Origin of the sequence: Psychrobacter sp. APC 3426 (assembly GCF_030408035.1) — a bacterium.
In the GTDB taxonomy this organism is placed as follows: Bacteria; Pseudomonadota; Gammaproteobacteria; order Pseudomonadales; family Moraxellaceae; genus Psychrobacter.
Genome location: NZ_JASDCF010000028.1, coordinates 25,728 through 41,698, shown reverse-complemented (window position 1 = coordinate 41,698; position 15,971 = coordinate 25,728). Strand labels below are relative to the sequence as shown.

17 protein-coding genes are annotated in these 15,971 nt (G+C 40.3%); 12 read left to right on the top strand and 5 right to left on the bottom strand.

Annotated elements, in window-relative coordinates; genetic code table 11:
* Positions 1-280: 280 nt before the first annotated feature.
* From QL919_RS12000 to QL919_RS11985, 4 genes are all read left to right on the top strand, one after another.
* On the top strand, positions 281-1,360 hold the full coding sequence (locus QL919_RS12000) for an aromatic ring-hydroxylating dioxygenase subunit alpha (RefSeq protein WP_290189724.1): 1,080 nt from the start codon (positions 281-283) through the stop codon (positions 1,358-1,360).
* A 73-nt stretch (positions 1,361-1,433) separates the two neighbouring features.
* The gene (locus tag QL919_RS11995; RefSeq protein WP_290189723.1) at positions 1,434-2,402 is read left to right on the top strand and encodes a PDR/VanB family oxidoreductase; all 969 of its coding nucleotides are present in this window, start codon (positions 1,434-1,436) and stop codon (positions 2,400-2,402) included.
* 302 nt (positions 2,403-2,704) lie between these two features.
* The gene (locus QL919_RS11990; RefSeq protein WP_290189722.1) at positions 2,705-3,670 is read left to right on the top strand and encodes a PDR/VanB family oxidoreductase; all 966 of its coding nucleotides are present in this window, start codon (positions 2,705-2,707) and stop codon (positions 3,668-3,670) included.
* Between the two features lie 17 nt (positions 3,671-3,687).
* Positions 3,688-4,596 (top strand): LysR family transcriptional regulator, encoded by a 909-nt coding sequence (locus tag QL919_RS11985; protein WP_290189721.1) that lies wholly within the window; start codon positions 3,688-3,690, stop codon positions 4,594-4,596.
* Between the two features lie 93 nt (positions 4,597-4,689).
* Here QL919_RS11985 and QL919_RS11980 read toward each other — a convergent pair whose 3' ends face one another.
* The 3 genes from QL919_RS11980 to QL919_RS11970 all read right to left on the bottom strand — a co-directional run bounded on the left by QL919_RS11980 (position 4,690) and on the right by QL919_RS11970 (position 7,402).
* Positions 4,690-5,262 carry an IS630 family transposase gene (locus QL919_RS11980; RefSeq protein ID WP_290189720.1) on the bottom strand — a complete coding sequence of 191 codons (573 nt, stop codon included), beginning with the start codon at positions 5,260-5,262 and terminating at the stop codon, positions 4,690-4,692.
* Positions 5,183-5,485 (bottom strand): IS630 transposase-related protein, encoded by a 303-nt coding sequence (locus tag QL919_RS11975; RefSeq protein ID WP_356650413.1) that lies wholly within the window; start codon positions 5,483-5,485, stop codon positions 5,183-5,185. The genes QL919_RS11980 and QL919_RS11975 overlap by 80 nt, the downstream gene beginning before the upstream one ends.
* A gap of 99 nt (positions 5,486-5,584) precedes the next feature.
* Entirely contained in the window at positions 5,585-7,402 is a 1,818-nt protein-coding gene (locus QL919_RS11970; RefSeq protein WP_290189719.1) for a sigma-54-dependent Fis family transcriptional regulator, read from the bottom strand.
* Positions 7,403-7,772: 370 nt separating this feature from the next.
* Here QL919_RS11970 and QL919_RS11965 point away from each other — a divergent pair, with 370 nt between their 5' ends.
* From QL919_RS11965 to QL919_RS14170, 8 genes are all read left to right on the top strand, one after another.
* Positions 7,773-8,087, top strand: a complete 315-nt coding sequence (locus QL919_RS11965; RefSeq protein ID WP_290189718.1) for a phenol hydroxylase subunit — start codon at positions 7,773-7,775, stop codon at positions 8,085-8,087.
* An 81-nt stretch (positions 8,088-8,168) separates the two neighbouring features.
* Positions 8,169-9,179, top strand: coding sequence for an aromatic/alkene monooxygenase hydroxylase subunit beta (locus tag QL919_RS11960; protein ID WP_290189717.1), 1,011 nt, complete (start codon positions 8,169-8,171; stop codon positions 9,177-9,179).
* Between the two features lie 53 nt (positions 9,180-9,232).
* Positions 9,233-9,499: an MmoB/DmpM family protein gene (locus QL919_RS11955; RefSeq protein ID WP_290189716.1), complete on the top strand. Its 267-nt coding sequence runs from the start codon at positions 9,233-9,235 to the stop codon at positions 9,497-9,499.
* Between the two features lie 72 nt (positions 9,500-9,571).
* Positions 9,572-11,089, top strand: a complete 1,518-nt coding sequence (locus QL919_RS11950; protein ID WP_290189715.1) for an aromatic/alkene/methane monooxygenase hydroxylase/oxygenase subunit alpha — start codon at positions 9,572-9,574, stop codon at positions 11,087-11,089.
* Between the two features lie 146 nt (positions 11,090-11,235).
* Positions 11,236-11,598, top strand: a complete 363-nt coding sequence (locus QL919_RS11945; RefSeq protein ID WP_102091440.1) for a phenol hydroxylase subunit P4 — start codon at positions 11,236-11,238, stop codon at positions 11,596-11,598.
* A 71-nt stretch (positions 11,599-11,669) separates the two neighbouring features.
* Positions 11,670-12,728, top strand: a complete 1,059-nt coding sequence (locus QL919_RS11940) for a 2Fe-2S iron-sulfur cluster binding domain-containing protein (protein WP_290189714.1) — start codon at positions 11,670-11,672, stop codon at positions 12,726-12,728.
* Positions 12,729-12,827: 99 nt separating this feature from the next.
* Complete coding sequence (locus QL919_RS11935) at positions 12,828-13,346, top strand: helix-turn-helix domain-containing protein (RefSeq protein WP_290189713.1); 519 nt, start codon at positions 12,828-12,830, stop codon at positions 13,344-13,346.
* Positions 13,250-13,735, top strand: coding sequence for an IS3 family transposase (locus QL919_RS14170; protein WP_356650416.1), 486 nt, complete (start codon positions 13,250-13,252; stop codon positions 13,733-13,735). Before QL919_RS11935 ends, QL919_RS14170 begins: the two co-directional genes overlap by 97 nt.
* A gap of 123 nt (positions 13,736-13,858) precedes the next feature.
* On the opposite strand, the gene pcaD is transcribed toward QL919_RS14170, so the two are convergent.
* Both pcaD and pcaF read right to left on the bottom strand, forming a co-directional pair.
* Positions 13,859-14,635 (bottom strand): 3-oxoadipate enol-lactonase, encoded by a 777-nt coding sequence (gene pcaD / locus QL919_RS11930; protein WP_290189712.1) that lies wholly within the window; start codon positions 14,633-14,635, stop codon positions 13,859-13,861.
* Between the two features lie 81 nt (positions 14,636-14,716).
* A complete protein-coding gene (gene pcaF, locus QL919_RS11925) occupies positions 14,717-15,949 on the bottom strand; it encodes a 3-oxoadipyl-CoA thiolase (RefSeq protein ID WP_201572145.1) in 1,233 nt (410 codons plus the stop codon).
* Between the last annotated feature and the right edge of the window lie 22 nt (positions 15,950-15,971).

Sequence of the window (15,971 nt, the reverse complement as noted above, 5' to 3'; positions counted from 1 at the left end):
AGTCAAGAGGTGAGAGATTGTGAGCCTGTGGGTCCGACGACATTGAATCCTGTAAAAGAGCCAGAAAAGATGAGATTACAAGCTGCTTAATTGGGCTTGATGGTGACAACTAGCTTGAAAAACTCCGCTAGTTAAATCTACAATTTAGAATTAATACCTTTAAAGTATCCAATTAAGATATATTTGATATTGGAAAACGTTTCTAAACTCATTTATTGTAAAGTAATTAGCTAAACGGAATAGTTCAATAAATATTGTCAATATAGCAAGGAGATGCTAAATGAATAAGATGATTTTTAAAACGCACACGCAGTCTGAGGATGTTTTTTTAAAAGAATGCTGGTATGTTGCTGCGCTTTCAACCGAGGTTGATGCATTTAATCTATTTAAGCGCAAAATTATGAATATCAACATGGTAATTTATCGCACTCAAGATGGTATGCCTGTTGCGCTACATGATCGTTGTCCTCATCGTTTCGCACCTTTAAGTTTAGGGAGAAGAGAAGGCGACCAATTGGTTTGCCCATATCATGCTTTAAAATTTGATTGCACTGGTCAATGTGTACATAATCCTCATGGGAAAGGTCACATTCCAACTGCGGCGAAAATACAATCTTTTCCTTTGATAGAACGCTATGGTTTTGTTTGGATTTGGATGGGTAACGCAGAAAACGCCGATGAAAATTTAATCCCAGATTACAGCGAACTATTGTCAGGACATCCAAATTCGGTTGGTCATACCTATATGCATGTAAAATGCAATTTTGAACTCTTAACCGATAATGTAATGGATTTAAGTCATATCGATCATGTACATGGTGAAATTATTACAACGCGTGGCAAGCTGTCACCAATTATTCCACAGGTTACAGAAACATATAATAGTATTTCTGCACGTTGGGAATGGGAACAACAACCTGCAATGATGATTTTTGCACCATTGTTACCAGATCCACAAGCCTCAGCTCAGCAATATTTTAACATCACATGGACGGCACCTTCGCATATTCAACTTACTGTTGCTGCTGTACAAAACGGAGAATTTGGCGTAGATGATTTAAATCAATATGATTTACATACTACCACCCCTGAAACTGATACCACAACGCACTATTTCTTTGCGACACGTCGTAATCATATCGAAGAAGATGCAAGTTTTAATATGATGAAAATTCAGAATATGCATCGTGCATTTGAAGATGAAGACGTACCGTTACTTGAAGCCGTACAGACAGAGATGGAAACTACCGATTTCTTCTCTTTAGACCCATTATTAATGTCAAATGATATTGCACCTGTACGTGTACGTAAGAAACTTTTAGAGCTGATTAGCCAAGAGACACAGCAAAATCAAGCTTAAATATTATCAATACATCGTGAAGTACTTGTTGAGAAGTACTTCATGTTCATTCCACTAAAAGGAGGTGGTGGTTATGACAGTAGGAAAATTAAAGCTCAGAGTGACAGATATCCAATGTGAAGCCAAAGGTATCCTGCTCTTGGAGCTTAGAGATGAAAAGAAACAAGCACTTCCATCATTTACAGCAGGGTCGCATATAGAAATTTATCTTGCGAATGGACTGACGAGACATTACTCATTGTTAAATTCATCTGTAGAGACTGATCGTTATGTATTTTCTGTGAGTTTGGATCCAAATAGCCAGGGTGGTTCAGCTTTTATTCATCAAAAGATAAAGCTTGGTGATATGCTGAGCGTAAGCACACCACGTAATCATTTTGAGTTGGTTGATGCTGAACAATATTGTTTCATTGCAGGAGGGATTGGGATTACCCCAATTCTCTCGATGATTCATTGGTGTATTGCACATCAAAAAAAATGGACATTATATTATTCTGTACGAAATCGACAACGTGCTGCATTTTATGAAAGTCTATGTGCGCTTAATCAGGAAAAAAATATTCATTTCCATTTCAATGATGAACAAGCAGATTTGTTGAATTTACAAAAAATTGTACAAGATAATGCTGAAAATACCCATATCTATTGCTGTGGTCCAAATCCACTAATGCTGGCACTCAAAGAGGCTTCAGCTGATATTGCAGAAAGAGTACATTTTGAATGGTTTAATGCGCCGAAACTGAATACGTCAGAGAATAAGACAGAACTGGCTATATCAGACTTTACCGTAAAATTAGCAAAATCAGGACGCGACATTCTTGTAAAACCTGAGCAGTCAATCTTGGAAGCAATCGAAGCGCAGGGCGTAGAGGTACCATTTTCTTGCCGTGCGGGTATTTGTGGTGCATGTGAATGCAGAGTACTTCGTGGTGAACCTGAGCACTTAGATATGGTTTTAAGCGATACTGAGAAACAAGGCAATCAACGGATGATGATTTGTGTTTCTAGATCACGTTCTCCTGTTCTAGAATTAGACCTTTAAACTAATTGATTTTATACAGTACAATGTGCATTAAATCAATAAGGATATTCATCATGAAAAAAATATCAATCATTCGAAAGAAAATACAGGGTTAAGGTTTGCTATAAACTTGAAGAATGAGAATCATAGGCTGACTTTTAGAATTCATCTGCCAATGCGATTCGTTCCATTTTTTCCTGTTCTAAATTCTATAAATTTAGGCGTAGTTTGGCACTTTTTACCGCATTTTTAAATTAGGGACACGGCCTAATAAAGATATATCGAATCATAATTTTAAACCCTGTAGAAGATATGGATTGAATGTGAATAACCTCATTGATGTGCGCATAAAGCAAATGCGCTATGAATCTGACAATATCCTAAGTATTCAACTTGTTCCAATTCATACCAAGTTATTACCTCATTTTAATAGTGGTGCGCACATAGACTTCCATTTTCCTCATGGCAAAGTACGTCAATATTCACTCATTAGTCCACTACAAGACCGTAGATATTACGAAATAGGTGTTTTAAAAGAGCCGCAATCACTAGGTGGATCTCGTTATATTCACGAGCAACTTAGAGTGGGCGACCTTATTAAAATAAGTGAACCACGTAATCTATTTGAACTCGATGATACTGACCAAAAAGTTCTGTTGATTGCAGGTGGAATCGGCATTACACCTATTTTGAGTATGTGGTCAAGCCTTGCTATCGATCAACGTAAATGTGATTTACATTATTGTATACGTCAGCCGAATATCCCATTTATTGACCGTATTGATGAATTTCATATCATGAACCGTAATAGCCATTATGTGACCTATATTGGTAATCAACAAACTAACGGCTTTGATATCGCAGCAGTTTTACAGCAAGAAAAAGTCAATACACACATTTATGTTTGTGGCTCTGCACATTTTATTCAATATGTTGAAAGTCAGGCATTAAAAATGCAATGGACTAAACCTTTTATTCATAAAGAGTGCTTTAAAAATACTAATACTGCATTGCAGTTGGCTCCTTTCCAAGAACACATCATAGAAATTGCATCTACAGGACAAAAAATTTCATTATTACAAACAGATAATATTGCCGAGGTTTTAAATAAGGCAGGTTATGTAGTACCAATGTCATGTGAACAGGGTATTTGTGGTACATGTACACTGCGTTACACCGAAGGAGAGCTGCATCATCAGGATATGATTTTAAATGAAACAGACCATTTGACTATGTTTACACCCTGCTGTTCAAAAATAAAATCACAGCACCTTATTATTGATCTTTAAGAGGACAGCCGCACAATATGGATATTCGCCAAATGAAATATTTCATTGCTGTAGCTGATGAGATGAGTTTCACAAAAGCGGCTGAAAAATTATTTATTGCTCAGCCACCATTAAGTCGTGCTATACAAAATTTGGAAGAAGAGTTAGAAGTGTCGTTATTGGTACGTAATACTCGATCCATAGAATTGACAGAGGCAGGTAAATACTTCTATGAAAATTCTAAAAAAATTGTGCAGAGTGAAATGCATCTTAAGAAGATGACTCAGCAAATTGGCGGAGCCAATAATACACTGCGTATTGGATTTATTGGTTCTGCCATGTACAGCGAACTGGCAGAATGCATCAAATATTACCGATTAAAGTATCCTGATATTTCCATTCATGTCGAAGCCATGAATACTCTTCAACAGATTGAAGAATTAAAAAACGGCAAGATTGACATAGGAGTTGGTGGGCTTAAAATTATAGATCACGAGATTGAGCGTATTATTCTGAAAGAAGAAAAACTTTATGTTGCTTTATACAAAGAGCATCCACTGTTACAGCTAAAAGTTAACCAGTCTCTGTCTTTAGAAGATATCGTTAATGAACCGATGATTTTATTTCCTGATACTCCACAACCAAATTTCCTATTAATTATTCTTAAAATTTTCGAAGTCAAAATGATGTCACCCTCAAATTTATTTGAGCCTGTACGTGATATTCAATCTGCTTTGGGATTAGTGTTGGCTGGATTTGGAATTACAATAGTGAATGAGGGGGTGGTTAATCTTTATAGTAAAGATCTGGTATTTCTTCCTCTAAGTGAAGAGTTTGCTTTTAGCCCAATTATTCTCAGATACCGAAAAAAAGAAAACTATACCGTCGTTGATAATTTCGTTAATGTAGCTAAAAAAATATTTAATCATAAGTTAAAGTCTACTTAATCGTATCGACTTATTGATGAAAAGAATATGTATCAAAGGTAGAGGACGTTCAAAACTCTGTGTCAGCTAAATTAAAGATTCATAACGCTATAGTCAGTTCAAAATAAAATTGTTATGGTTAGGACAAACATCATAAAACAATTTGGATAAGTCATTTTCCATCCAGCCTTGGCGTAGAAACTTCACCTGAGCCCATTTCTTTTCGATAGGGTTCAGATCAGGGCTGTAGGGTGGCAGCCATAGAATACGATGACCATGCCTATTAAGTAGCTTTTGAATACGCTTACTCTTATGAAATCTGGCGTTATCCATCACAATCACGCATTTGGTTTTAAGCGTTGGGATTAGCTTATGTTTGCACCAGTGATAGAAGACGATGCTGTTGATGTTTGTCTCAAAGTAACCTAGGGCAAACAGCATCTTTTCATATAGAGCTCCGATGACATTCGTTCGCTTTTTTGCTTGCCAGTTGTAGCTATCGATACAGGGTTTACCAATCGGTGCATAGCCATGAGAGCGAATGGTTTCAGCCTCAAAGCCGCGCGCGTATATATAAACGATGGGATAGCCTTGCTGCCTAAAGCTATTAAGTTTGCTCTGATACTGTGCTATTTTTATCGGACAGGCTTTTAGATGCTCTAAGGTCTTTTTTTTGACTGATACCAAGACGCTTTAGGGCATGATAAATGCCTGTTTTACTACAGTTTAAACGACGAGCTCGCTCATACTGGTAATCATCAGGATGTTCTTTGACATCATTGAGTAGCACGTCATCTGGTATTTTATAGGGTTTGGTTTGCCTGGTTGTTTTACTATGAACACGTCGCTTCCAGTTTTGTATGGTGGTTGGGCTGAGGTTATAGAATTCAGCTGCCTCGGCAAAGGTCATACCCTCGTCTAAGCTTTTTAGTACTTGTTTGCGAAAATGTAGCGAGTAAGTCAGTGGGATTGACTATAGTTTTAGTTACTTTGCATATAACAATCACCGCTAATTGAGCTTGCGTAGTCGATAGTCAAGTTTTGCGCGGCTGATATTTAAGAGTCGTGCAGCCTTTGATACATTACCATCACACTGACTTAAAGCGACACGAATAAGCTTGTCGTTAAACACTTCTAAATCAAAGCCACCATGGAATAAAGTGGCAAGTGCGGTATTACTATGGTCGTCAATGCTAGAATGCTGTAAACCACCACTTTCAGCCGATATTCGAAGCTTATTATCATTCATATTATTATCTTCGATATTGGATAAAAGTAAATCACTAGCATCAATCCACTTGTGGTTATCATTGAGTATGACCGCTCGCTCGGTGACGTTTTGTAGCTCTCGTATATTGCCTGGCCAATTATATAAACTCAGATATTCTCGCGCTTGATCTGTAAAACCTTGAATATTTTTTTGATACATATCCGCATATTTATGTAAGAAAAACTTGGCTAGTAGAAGTATGTCCTGCTTACGCTCTCGTAAAGGAGGTAGGTAGATAGGAAAAGTGTTTAATCGATAATATAAATCTTGACGAAACTTTCCTTGAGCTACGGCCTGTTTTAGATTCTCATTGGTGGCTACAACCACTCGAATATCAACAGCTATATCAATGTAGCTACCGATGTGGTTGAGTGTACCTTCTTGTAATACGCGCAGTAGAGCTGCTTGCGCCCGCGGTGATAACTCAACAACTTCATCCAAAAAGAGTGTCCCTAAATGCGCCGCTTCAATTTTGCCTTTTCGAGATTGCGTAGCGCCAGTAAAAGCGCCTTTTTCAACACCAAACAGCTCAGACTCAATAAGATCGGTAGGGATGCTGGCACAGTTTATAGCGATGAAAGGGTTGCTTCTGCGATCACTAGCATCGTGGAGCGCTTGAGCAAATACCTCTTTACCAACCCCAGTTTCTCCTTGCAATAAAACAGTCGCTTTGGTTTTTGCGACCTTTTTCATCAGCGCTGTTGCCTTTTTAAAAGAAGGCGATTCACCAATAGCAGAAAAAAATCCTTCAGGGTTGATACGTAAATCAGGGTTTTGTCTTTTTATCTCATCAAAATTACTGCGCCGCTCAAACAGTTCAGTATTTAAGCGCTCAGTGTTGAAAAACCTTTCAAGATCCGTTTCTTCCTCCCAGTCCTCTAATGGTCGCCCTTCAATACGACAATGATCAAAACCCATTGCCGCGCATTGTACTTCTTTAAAAGCAATCTGACGGCCAAAGAAGGAGCTGGTATAGCCGCTGGCGTAACCCAGTGAGCTAAAACATATCGGCTTATCTGAAACCCCATGAAACTTTTTATGATAAGCCACTTCAAATGAATGATGCCAGTCAAAGCTTGCAAAAAACTCTCCATTATCGAAATCTACGATCATCTCGTCAGGAACTACTTTTACCATTCCTCGAATAGTATGTAGTTGTGGACCAGACAGAAACACTTCTTTCCAGCTACCATCTGGACGTAATTTCTTACTAATCTCAGCGTCTTGTTCCCCAGCAAAATGACCGTAACGAAAAAAAAGCCGCTGCATAATATCGCTACCCAAAGTCGACTCGACATCCTCTCGTAGACGCCATAGGGCATGAGCATGGCTTAATATCATGCGTTGACCGCCGAACCATATTTTCCCTGAATGCAAATCAAACTCAAGATGTGTCAATAAATCTTCGATTCTCTTTGAGAATTCAGTTTTCTCTTTATTATTTTTTTTATTAAGTTTGATTGGCTCAGGTATAGCCTTGCCATCGAGAAATTTAGATGGATGAGGGACTGCATTTACTTCAGGAGTATCATCTTTATAAGAGGTTTGTTTTGACATAGCAGATGCGTTCCTTGTAAGGAGCTGAGTAACATCTATCCTTAGATGGTTAAGCCAATCATCATTACACATCCATCTAAATCATGCAATTTTATCATGCTAAATACATGGCCTATCAAGCTATATCAAACTATGAGCAGCGATTCTAAATTTAATAATTTAAGTATTTCATGAAATTTTGAAAAATGAATGACTCAAATCATGAAATAAAACTATTGAGCTTAGATGGTTAATGCGTAGTGTTATTTAATAATTTTATTAAAATCAAAAACTTAAGTCAATAATTATAAAGTTGGCATACAACTTGTAAGGTAGTAAATACCGGATAAGGACTGTCTATATTCATACCATTTAAGAAAAGGAGTTGAGAATGAATTCACCTAATACCTCATCAAATTATCATCAAGAGTCTAATCTTTCTTTTAATGACTTGCCCAAATATGTTCGGGTTAGAAGTGATCCGGATGATAAGTTTGTCATGTTTGACTTTGCTATTGGCGAATCTAGTCTCTTTGTTGAGCTAGTATTACCTCCTGAAAGCTTTAAGGAGTTTTGTGCCAATAACAACGTCATCAACATGACACCTGAGCAGATGCATATTAATGATCAGGAAGAAGACAAGTGGCGTTATGGCACAGAGACTACCTTAGTAGGCCAAAACCACTCAGAAACTCGCAACCATTAAACCTACTTCATCATAATTGTTGTTAAACACGGAAGGCGCTCGCGACTAGAGCGCAATAATTTATATCAAGGAGAAAAAAGCATGTCTTTAGAAATCAAAACATCAACGCTTGAACCCGTTCGTCATACCTATGCGAACATCGCTCGGCGTTTTGGTGACAAACCTGCAACTCGTTATCAAGAGGCAACTTATGATGCGCAGGGCACGGCTAACTTTAATTATCGTCCACTATGGAATCCTGACAAAACATTGAACGATGAAAACTACACGATTATTCAGATGGAAGATTGGTACGACCTGAAAGATCCTCGTCAGTTTTATTATGGTGCCTATGTTCAGAATAGAGCACGTATGCAAGACATCGCCGAAGGGAACTATAAGTTCTTCGAAAAACGTGAGCTTGTAGATAATTTAGATGAAGAAGTAATAGAAGCCATTACTTTTGGTCTGATACCCCTACGTCACGTTGAGCAAACTGCCAATCTAAACTATATGTATGGTGCTGCTTATGGTTATGGCACAGCAATTACCCAAGCGTGTTTGTATGCTGGCATGGACAGACTGGGCATGGCGCAATACTTATCTCGTATTGGCTTGTTGATTGATGGCAACTCTAGTGACTCATTACAGCAAGGCAAAGAGTACTGGATGAACGATGACGCGTGGCAAGGTATTCGGGCGCTTTGTGAACATACCTTAATCGTCAAAGATTGGTTTGAGCTGTTTCTCGCGCAGTCTTTAGTCATAGATACTTTTATTCACGTTGTACATTATCAGCATTTAGATAACTGGTTGGTTGAAAATAACGGTCGTGATATCGCTATCCTGACTGAGTTTATGCAAGATTGTTTCAAAGACATAACGGGCTGGAGCAACAGTATCATCAAGACGGTGGTTGCAGAAAGTGAAGAAAATAAGGAGTGCTGCCAGCAGTGGCTAGATACGTGGCAAGAGAAAGTTGCCACTGCCTATCGTCCTTTGATTGAAAAGCTATTTGATGCTGAACAAGTGTTAGTCGTGTTGGATGACATTCAGGCACAGTTGGCAAAACGTTGTAAAACTGCCGGTTTAGTTGTGCAAAGCGCTGCTTAATCTAATTATAAATTTATCATCGTAAATTAAACCAATTTTCATGGAAGAAGCTTATGTCAAAAGTATATCTGGCGTTACAAGACAACGATATGTCGCGTTATATCGTTCAGGCTGTTGAAGAAGATAATCCAGAAGTCACCGTTACCTACCAGCCAGCTATGATTCGTATGGAATGCGAAGATCGCTTGGTCATCAATCGCGAAACGGTAGAAGAAAAGCTCGGCCGTGAATGGGATGTTCAAGAGCTGCAGCTTAGCTTGGTAACACTTGGCGGGAATGTCGAAGAGGAAGAAGATTCTCTGACACTGAGCTGGAGTTGATAGTCTTAATTAGCTATGAACGATTGAAGTATATCATTAACTAATAACCTAGCATTTGCTAAGGAGTACAACATGAGTATCACAAAAACTAAAAAGCGCTTAAATCTGAAAGAAAAGTATCGGCTACTCACTCGTGATCTTGATTGGGACTTTTCTTATGAAGATAAAAAAGAAGCCTTTCCTCACGAAGACTTTGAAGGTATCAAGATTACTGATTGGTCAAAGTGGGAAGACCCGTTTCGTCTGACGATGGATACTTATTGGAAGTATCAGGCCGAAAAAGAGAAAAAGCTTTACGCTATTTTTGATGCATTTTCTCAGAATAATGGTCAAATGAACGTCTCAGACCCACGCTACCTTAATGCTATCAAGCTTTTTTTGACAGCAGTTACTCCTTTAGAGTATCAGGCCTATCAAGGCTACGCTAACGTAGGTCGTCAGTTCAGTGGTATTGGTGCACGCATTGCTTGTCAAATGCAGTCTATCGATGAGCTACGTCATGTTCAAACCCAAGTTCATGCAATGAGTCACTTTAATAAGTATTTCAATGGTTTTCAAGATTGGAGCCATATGCATGACCGTGTTTGGTATTTATCTGTTCCTAAGTCGTTCTTTGAAGACGCACGCTCAGCAGGACCATTTGAGTTCTTGCTTGCCATTTCGTTTTCTTTTGAATACGTACTAACCAATTTGTTATTCGTACCTTTCATGTCTGGTGCAGCTCACAATGGTGATATGGCTACCGTCACTTTTGGCTTTAGTGCCCAATCGGATGAAGCACGTCATATGACATTAGGGCTTGAGATTATCAAGTTCTTGCTAGAACAGCACGAAGATAACCTGCCAATTGTACAAAAATGGATTGATAAGTGGTTTTGGCGTGGCACCCGTCTACTGTCTATCGTGGGCATGATGATGGATTATATGCTACCGAACAAAGTTATGTCTTGGAAAGAAGCGTGGGAAGTATATTTTGAAGATGCGGGCGGGGCGTTGTTTGATGATCTCGCTCGTTATGGCCTAAAAAGACCAAAATACAGCGAAGTAATTGAAAAGGAAAAAGAACATATCTCGCATCAAGCATGGTGGATTTTCTATAACTTCGGTCATGCGGCTGGTTTCCATACCTTTATCCCTTCTGATGAAGAGCTTGACTGGCTCAGTGAAAAATACCCTAACACTTTTGATAAATACTATCGTCCGCGTTGGGAGTTGGCAAAGAAAATGGAAGCAGAAGGCAAGCGTTTTTATAGCTCAGGCCTGCCTATGTTGTGCCAAGTCTGTCAGGTACCCATGACCTTTACGGAAATGGACGGTGATCCTGGTACATTTAGCTATCGCACGACAGTTTATAACGATGAGCGCTACCACATGTGTTCAAATGGTTGCCATGATATCTTCGTTGATGAGCCTGAAAAGTACGTGCAAGCGTGGTTACCAGTACAGCAAATATTGCAAGGTAACTGTGGTGGCCCTGAGCTTGAGAAGATTCTTAGTGAGTATTATCGCTTCAATGTGGGTGTCGATAATATGGACTTCAAAGGTTCTGTGGATGAGCAAAACTGGAACAAATGGAAAGGCACCGCTTAATTTATTGGTTGATTAGAGCTTAGTAGCGCGGCTAAACAAAGTCAGCGCTACTGAACCAAAATACACAAATAAGCTCTCAACAATAGAATGTTAAATAGTTAGTAAGCAAGTAATTAATTAGCAAATATATTAATAAGGAAATTATTATGGCAGTTACAGCGATTCGCCCAGATTACACGGGCAAGGTTATGGACAAACAAGAAAACTATGGCGACAACATTCTAGTCTTTATTGGTTGGGATGAGCATTTACTGTTTTGTTCAGCTAAAGCCTTCCCATTACCTCCCACAATGACTTTTGCAGATTTTAAGGCTGGAGTATTATCTGAAGGTTTTAATCAGCATCCAGATTTTGAAAATATCAAATGGGATGAGGTTGAGTGGAATCTTAATGGAGAATCAATAACGCCAACAGATGACAAAACGCTTGAAGCATTAGGGTTTGATCACAAGTCATTATTACGATTTAAAACACCTGGCTTAAATGGTTGGAAAGGAACAGGGGTATAAAATCCACCATTATTTGAAGCGCACATTCATCTAAGTAATAAATAATTACAGATATTGCGAGGGAGAGCGATATGTCTTATGAAGTCACTATTGAGCCGACCGGTGATGTTATTGAAGTAGAAGATGGTCAAACGATACTGCAAGCTGCCTTAAGGCAAGGGGTTTGGTTACCTTTTGCTTGCGGTCATGGTACTTGCGGTACTTGTAAGGTTCAAGTTTTGGAGGGGTTTGCGGATCTTGGTGAGGCTTCTACTTTTGCACTGATGGAGGTTGAGCGCGATGAAGGCAAAGTACTCGCTTGTTGTTGTTATCCTGAGTCCGATTTGGTCATCGAAGCCGATATAGATGTTGATCCTGACTTTTTGGGCTATCCGGTAGAAGATTATACAGCGACAGTTGAGTCAGTGACGCCTTTATCGCCTACTATTTTAGGAATTCGCTTGCAGTTAGATCGCGATATGCAATTCCAAGCCGGCCAATATATCAACTTAGATATCCCTGATGTTGGGACGCGAGCCTTTTCTATTGCCAATCCGCCGTCGCAGTCTAATATCGTTGAACTTCATGTGCGCTTAGTCAGTGAAGGTAAAGGCACTTCTTGGCTCCATAATGAGTTAGCAGTTGGTGATAGCATCGAGCTGTCAGGTCCTTATGGTCAGTTTTTTGTGCGCAGTAGCGATAGTCAAGATATGATCTTTGTGGCAGGCGGGTCAGGTTTATCAAGTCCTGAGTCGATGATTCTGGACTTATTAGAGCAAGGGGAAACTCGTCAGCTCTATCTGTTTCAAGGGGCTAGAAATATTCCTGAGCTATATCATAGAGATAAGTTTGAGCAGCTAGCAACAGAGCATGACAACTTTCATTACATTCCTGCTTTAAGTGATGAAGATACGTTAGGGGAATGGTCAGGCTTCAAAGGTTATGTGAATGATGCGGTCAAGCACCATTTTAATGGGAAATGCTCAGGTCATAAAGCGTATATGTGTGGTCCGCCGCCTATGATTGATGCGACTATTACAACTTTGATGCAAGCCCGTCTATTTGAGCGCGATATTCATATGGAGCGTTTCTTAACTGCGGCTGATGGTACGGACGAGTCAAGTCGTTCTGCTTTATTTAAGCGTATTTAGTAGTCATAAGTTTGTCATATTTTTCTCACTATATGCTTACATAAAAACCCCGCCATCTGAACTGCCCCATAAGTTGGACACAACTTATGGGGTATTTTTATGCGTTACAATCTAGACTTTAAGATCAAAGTCATCGCATACTATCGTCAAGGACATGCCGGAATCGCAACAGTAAAGAAGTTTGGACTTGATAAAAAAATAGTGTCTAAGTGGACTTATCAATACCAAAGCGGCGGTATAGAGGCTATCAAGCCAAAGGCGAGTAAAACTAAATACAGTAGCGACTTTAAACACCAAGTGATAACCTTCATGTTAGAACAAGGCTTAAGTCAATCTGAGACGGCATTAAAGTTCAACATCAGCTCACCCGCTCTTAGCAGTCTTTGGCATAAAGCGTATCGACAGTATGGTATGTCTGGACTCACTCCCAAACGACAAGGTAGAGGCGCCATGACCAAGCCAGATATCACAAGAAAACCAGATGACGACAAGACAACAGCAGAGATTAAGCGTGAACTGGCATACCTGCGCACGGAGAACGCTTACCTAAAAAAGCTCGATGCCTTGCTCAGGGAGAGGGAACAAACTGCGACAAAGCAAGGCTCATCGAAGGATTAAGAGATCAATATCTTTTATCTGACTTATTAAAGATAGCACGTATACCAAGGAGTAGCTTCTACTACCATAGAACAACGCTAAGTCATAAAGACAAATACGCTCATATAAAGCAGCGTATTGCCGATTTGTATCACAAGCACAAGGGCAGGTATGGCTATCGCAGAATCACTGTCGCATTAAAACAGTCAGGTGTTCATCATAACCATAAGCTTATTGCCAAGCTCATGAAACAGTCGAAACTCAGTGCGAAGATAAGAAGACAAAAGTACCGCTCATATAAAGGTCAACTGGGTAAAATAGCAAAGAATCATTATTACAACAATGAGCGTATTCAATTGAAACTAAAAGGACTGAGTCCTGTGCAGTACAGAACTCAGTCCTTGGGGTAAACTAAACCGTCCAAGTTTTTTGGGGGGGGCAGTTCATATTTATGTCGAGGTTTTTTAGCTATCGTTTAAAGCGAATCATTTTAATCGGTTTAAGCACTATGTTTATTTAAATAAAATGCTTATTTAGGCAAAGTGTTTACGAATAGTTTGATTGAATACTTGTGGTTGCTCAATATTTGAAATGTGTGACGCGTCAATAGTCGCGAGTGTGGCATTTGGGATATGATCGACCATATATTGACTATCGGCCACCGTCGTCACTGGGTCTTCAGTACCTGCCACCACCGTAATCGCGACATCGATATCTTTTAACTGCTCGCGAGTATCAGCGACAGCCAGCGCTTCACAACAGCTGGCATAACCTTTGCTACTGCTAGCGGCAAGAGTGTCAGACAAGGCGTTGACGATATCAGGATGGTTACTGATAAAGCCCTCAGTAAACCAGCGCGATGCGGCTGTAGCGGCGATAGAATCCAAACCTTGCGCGCGAACCAATTGAGCGCGCGCTATCCACGCCGCCTCATTACCAATCTTGGCAGCAGTATTGCACAGCATCAAGTGATAAAAGCGGTTAGGATAATGGAGGGCCAGCCATTGACCCGTCATGCCGCCCATTGAGATGCCACAAAAGAACGCTTTATCAATATTCAAGTGATCGAGCAGATCAATGACGTCTTGTCCAAGCTGATCTAAGCTATAAGGGCCTTTGGGTGCAGAAGATTTTCCATGACCACGAGTGTCATAACAGATGATGAAATAATCGTTTTGCAAAGCATCAATTTGCGGCTGCCACATGTGGTAGTTGGTACCTAAAGAGTTGGAGAATATAAGCGCAGGGTTACGGCTATCACCAAAAGTGACATAGTTTAAGGTAATGTCTTTATTTTCAAGTACAGGCATAACGATCATCCTTATTTGTCATTTTGGGGTGATTATGATGGTAGTGGCGTATAGGTTTATGGTGGTTGGCCATTAATGCATTCAGTGTTCAATTCGTTCAATAATCATCGCGATACCTTGTCCAACACCAATACACATCGAGCAGATGGCATAACGCTTATCCGTTTTCTCAAGTTGATTGAGTGCTGTCAAAATCAAACGTGCGCCTGATGCGCCAAGTGGGTGACCAAGCGCAATCGCACCACCATTCGGATTGACACGCTCGCTATCGTCAGCTAATCCCAAGTCACGCGTGCAGGCTAGGGATTGCGCTGCAAAGGCTTCGTTTAATTCAATGACATCCATCTCATCAAGTGACAGTCCAGTTTGCGCCAGTAGTTTTTTGATCGCAGGCGCTGGAGCAAAGCCCATAATACGTGGTTCGACACCTACCGTGGTGGAAGCCACAATACGCGCACGCGGCTTGAGATTAAATTCTTTAATGGCTTGCTCTGACGCTACTAAGAAGGCTGCTGCGCCATCATTAATGCCTGAGGCATTACCAGCAGTGACTGTGCCATTTTCTTTAACGACGGCACGAAGTTTGGTTAATTTCTCAAGCGTGGTGTCTGCACGAGGATGCTCATCCTTATCGACAATGATGGGCTCACCTTTGCGCTGCGGGATAATGACTGGGGTAATCTCGTCTTTGAAAAACCCTGATGCTTGTGCGGCATGGGTACGTTGTTGGCTGCGTAGTGCAAAGGCATCTTGGTCAGCACGATTGATGTTGAACTGCTCAGCGACATTTTCCGCCGTTTGCGGCATGGTCTCCGTGCCATATAACTCGTCGAGCTTTGGGTTGATAAAGCGCCAACCCATGGTAGTATCTTTTAATTTTTGGTTACGACCAAATGCCTGATTTGACTTACCCATTACAAATGGCGCACGGCTCATGCTCTCAACGCCGCCTGCGATAATGAGACTGGCTTCTCCGGCTTTAATTGCCCGTGCGGCGATGGCTAACGCATCCATTGATGAGCCGCATAAGCGGTTGACCGTAGTAGCAGGCACTTGATAAGGAAGACCTGCGAGCAATGATGACATGCGCCCGACGTTACGGTTGTCCTCACCGCTTTGATTGGCGCAACCGTAAATAACATCATCTACTTGCACCCAATCGACATTGGTATTGCGTTCCATCAAGGCTTTAATAGGAATAGCGCCCAAATCGTCGGTACGTACAGGGGCTAGACTACCACCGTAACGTCCAAAAGGCGTGCGAATGGCGTCAATAATATAAGCGTTGTTTAAATCAGTGGTTGAATCGATCATAGTGATTATCCTAAGTTTTAAT

Coding starts and splice junctions, on each gene's coding strand:
- QL919_RS12000 (WP_290189724.1), top strand. CDS start 281: ATGAATAAGATGATTTTTAAAACGCACACGCAGTCTGAGGATGTTTTT.
- QL919_RS11995 (WP_290189723.1), top strand. CDS start 1,434: ATGACAGTAGGAAAATTAAAGCTCAGAGTGACAGATATCCAATGTGAA.
- QL919_RS11985 (WP_290189721.1), top strand. CDS start 3,688: ATGGATATTCGCCAAATGAAATATTTCATTGCTGTAGCTGATGAGATG.
- QL919_RS11975 (WP_356650413.1), bottom strand. CDS start 5,485: ATGACCTTTGCCGAGGCAGCTGAATTCTATAACCTCAGCCCAACCACC.
- QL919_RS11970 (WP_290189719.1), bottom strand. CDS start 7,402: ATGTCAAAACAAACCTCTTATAAAGATGATACTCCTGAAGTAAATGCA.
- QL919_RS11965 (WP_290189718.1), top strand. CDS start 7,773: ATGAATTCACCTAATACCTCATCAAATTATCATCAAGAGTCTAATCTT.
- QL919_RS11960 (WP_290189717.1), top strand. CDS start 8,169: ATGTCTTTAGAAATCAAAACATCAACGCTTGAACCCGTTCGTCATACC.
- QL919_RS11955 (WP_290189716.1), top strand. CDS start 9,233: ATGTCAAAAGTATATCTGGCGTTACAAGACAACGATATGTCGCGTTAT.
- QL919_RS11950 (WP_290189715.1), top strand. CDS start 9,572: ATGAGTATCACAAAAACTAAAAAGCGCTTAAATCTGAAAGAAAAGTAT.
- QL919_RS11945 (WP_102091440.1), top strand. CDS start 11,236: ATGGCAGTTACAGCGATTCGCCCAGATTACACGGGCAAGGTTATGGAC.
- QL919_RS11940 (WP_290189714.1), top strand. CDS start 11,670: ATGTCTTATGAAGTCACTATTGAGCCGACCGGTGATGTTATTGAAGTA.
- QL919_RS11935 (WP_290189713.1), top strand. CDS start 12,828: ATGCGTTACAATCTAGACTTTAAGATCAAAGTCATCGCATACTATCGT.
- pcaD (WP_290189712.1), bottom strand. CDS start 14,635: ATGCCTGTACTTGAAAATAAAGACATTACCTTAAACTATGTCACTTTT.
- pcaF (WP_201572145.1), bottom strand. CDS start 15,949: ATGATCGATTCAACCACTGATTTAAACAACGCTTATATTATTGACGCC.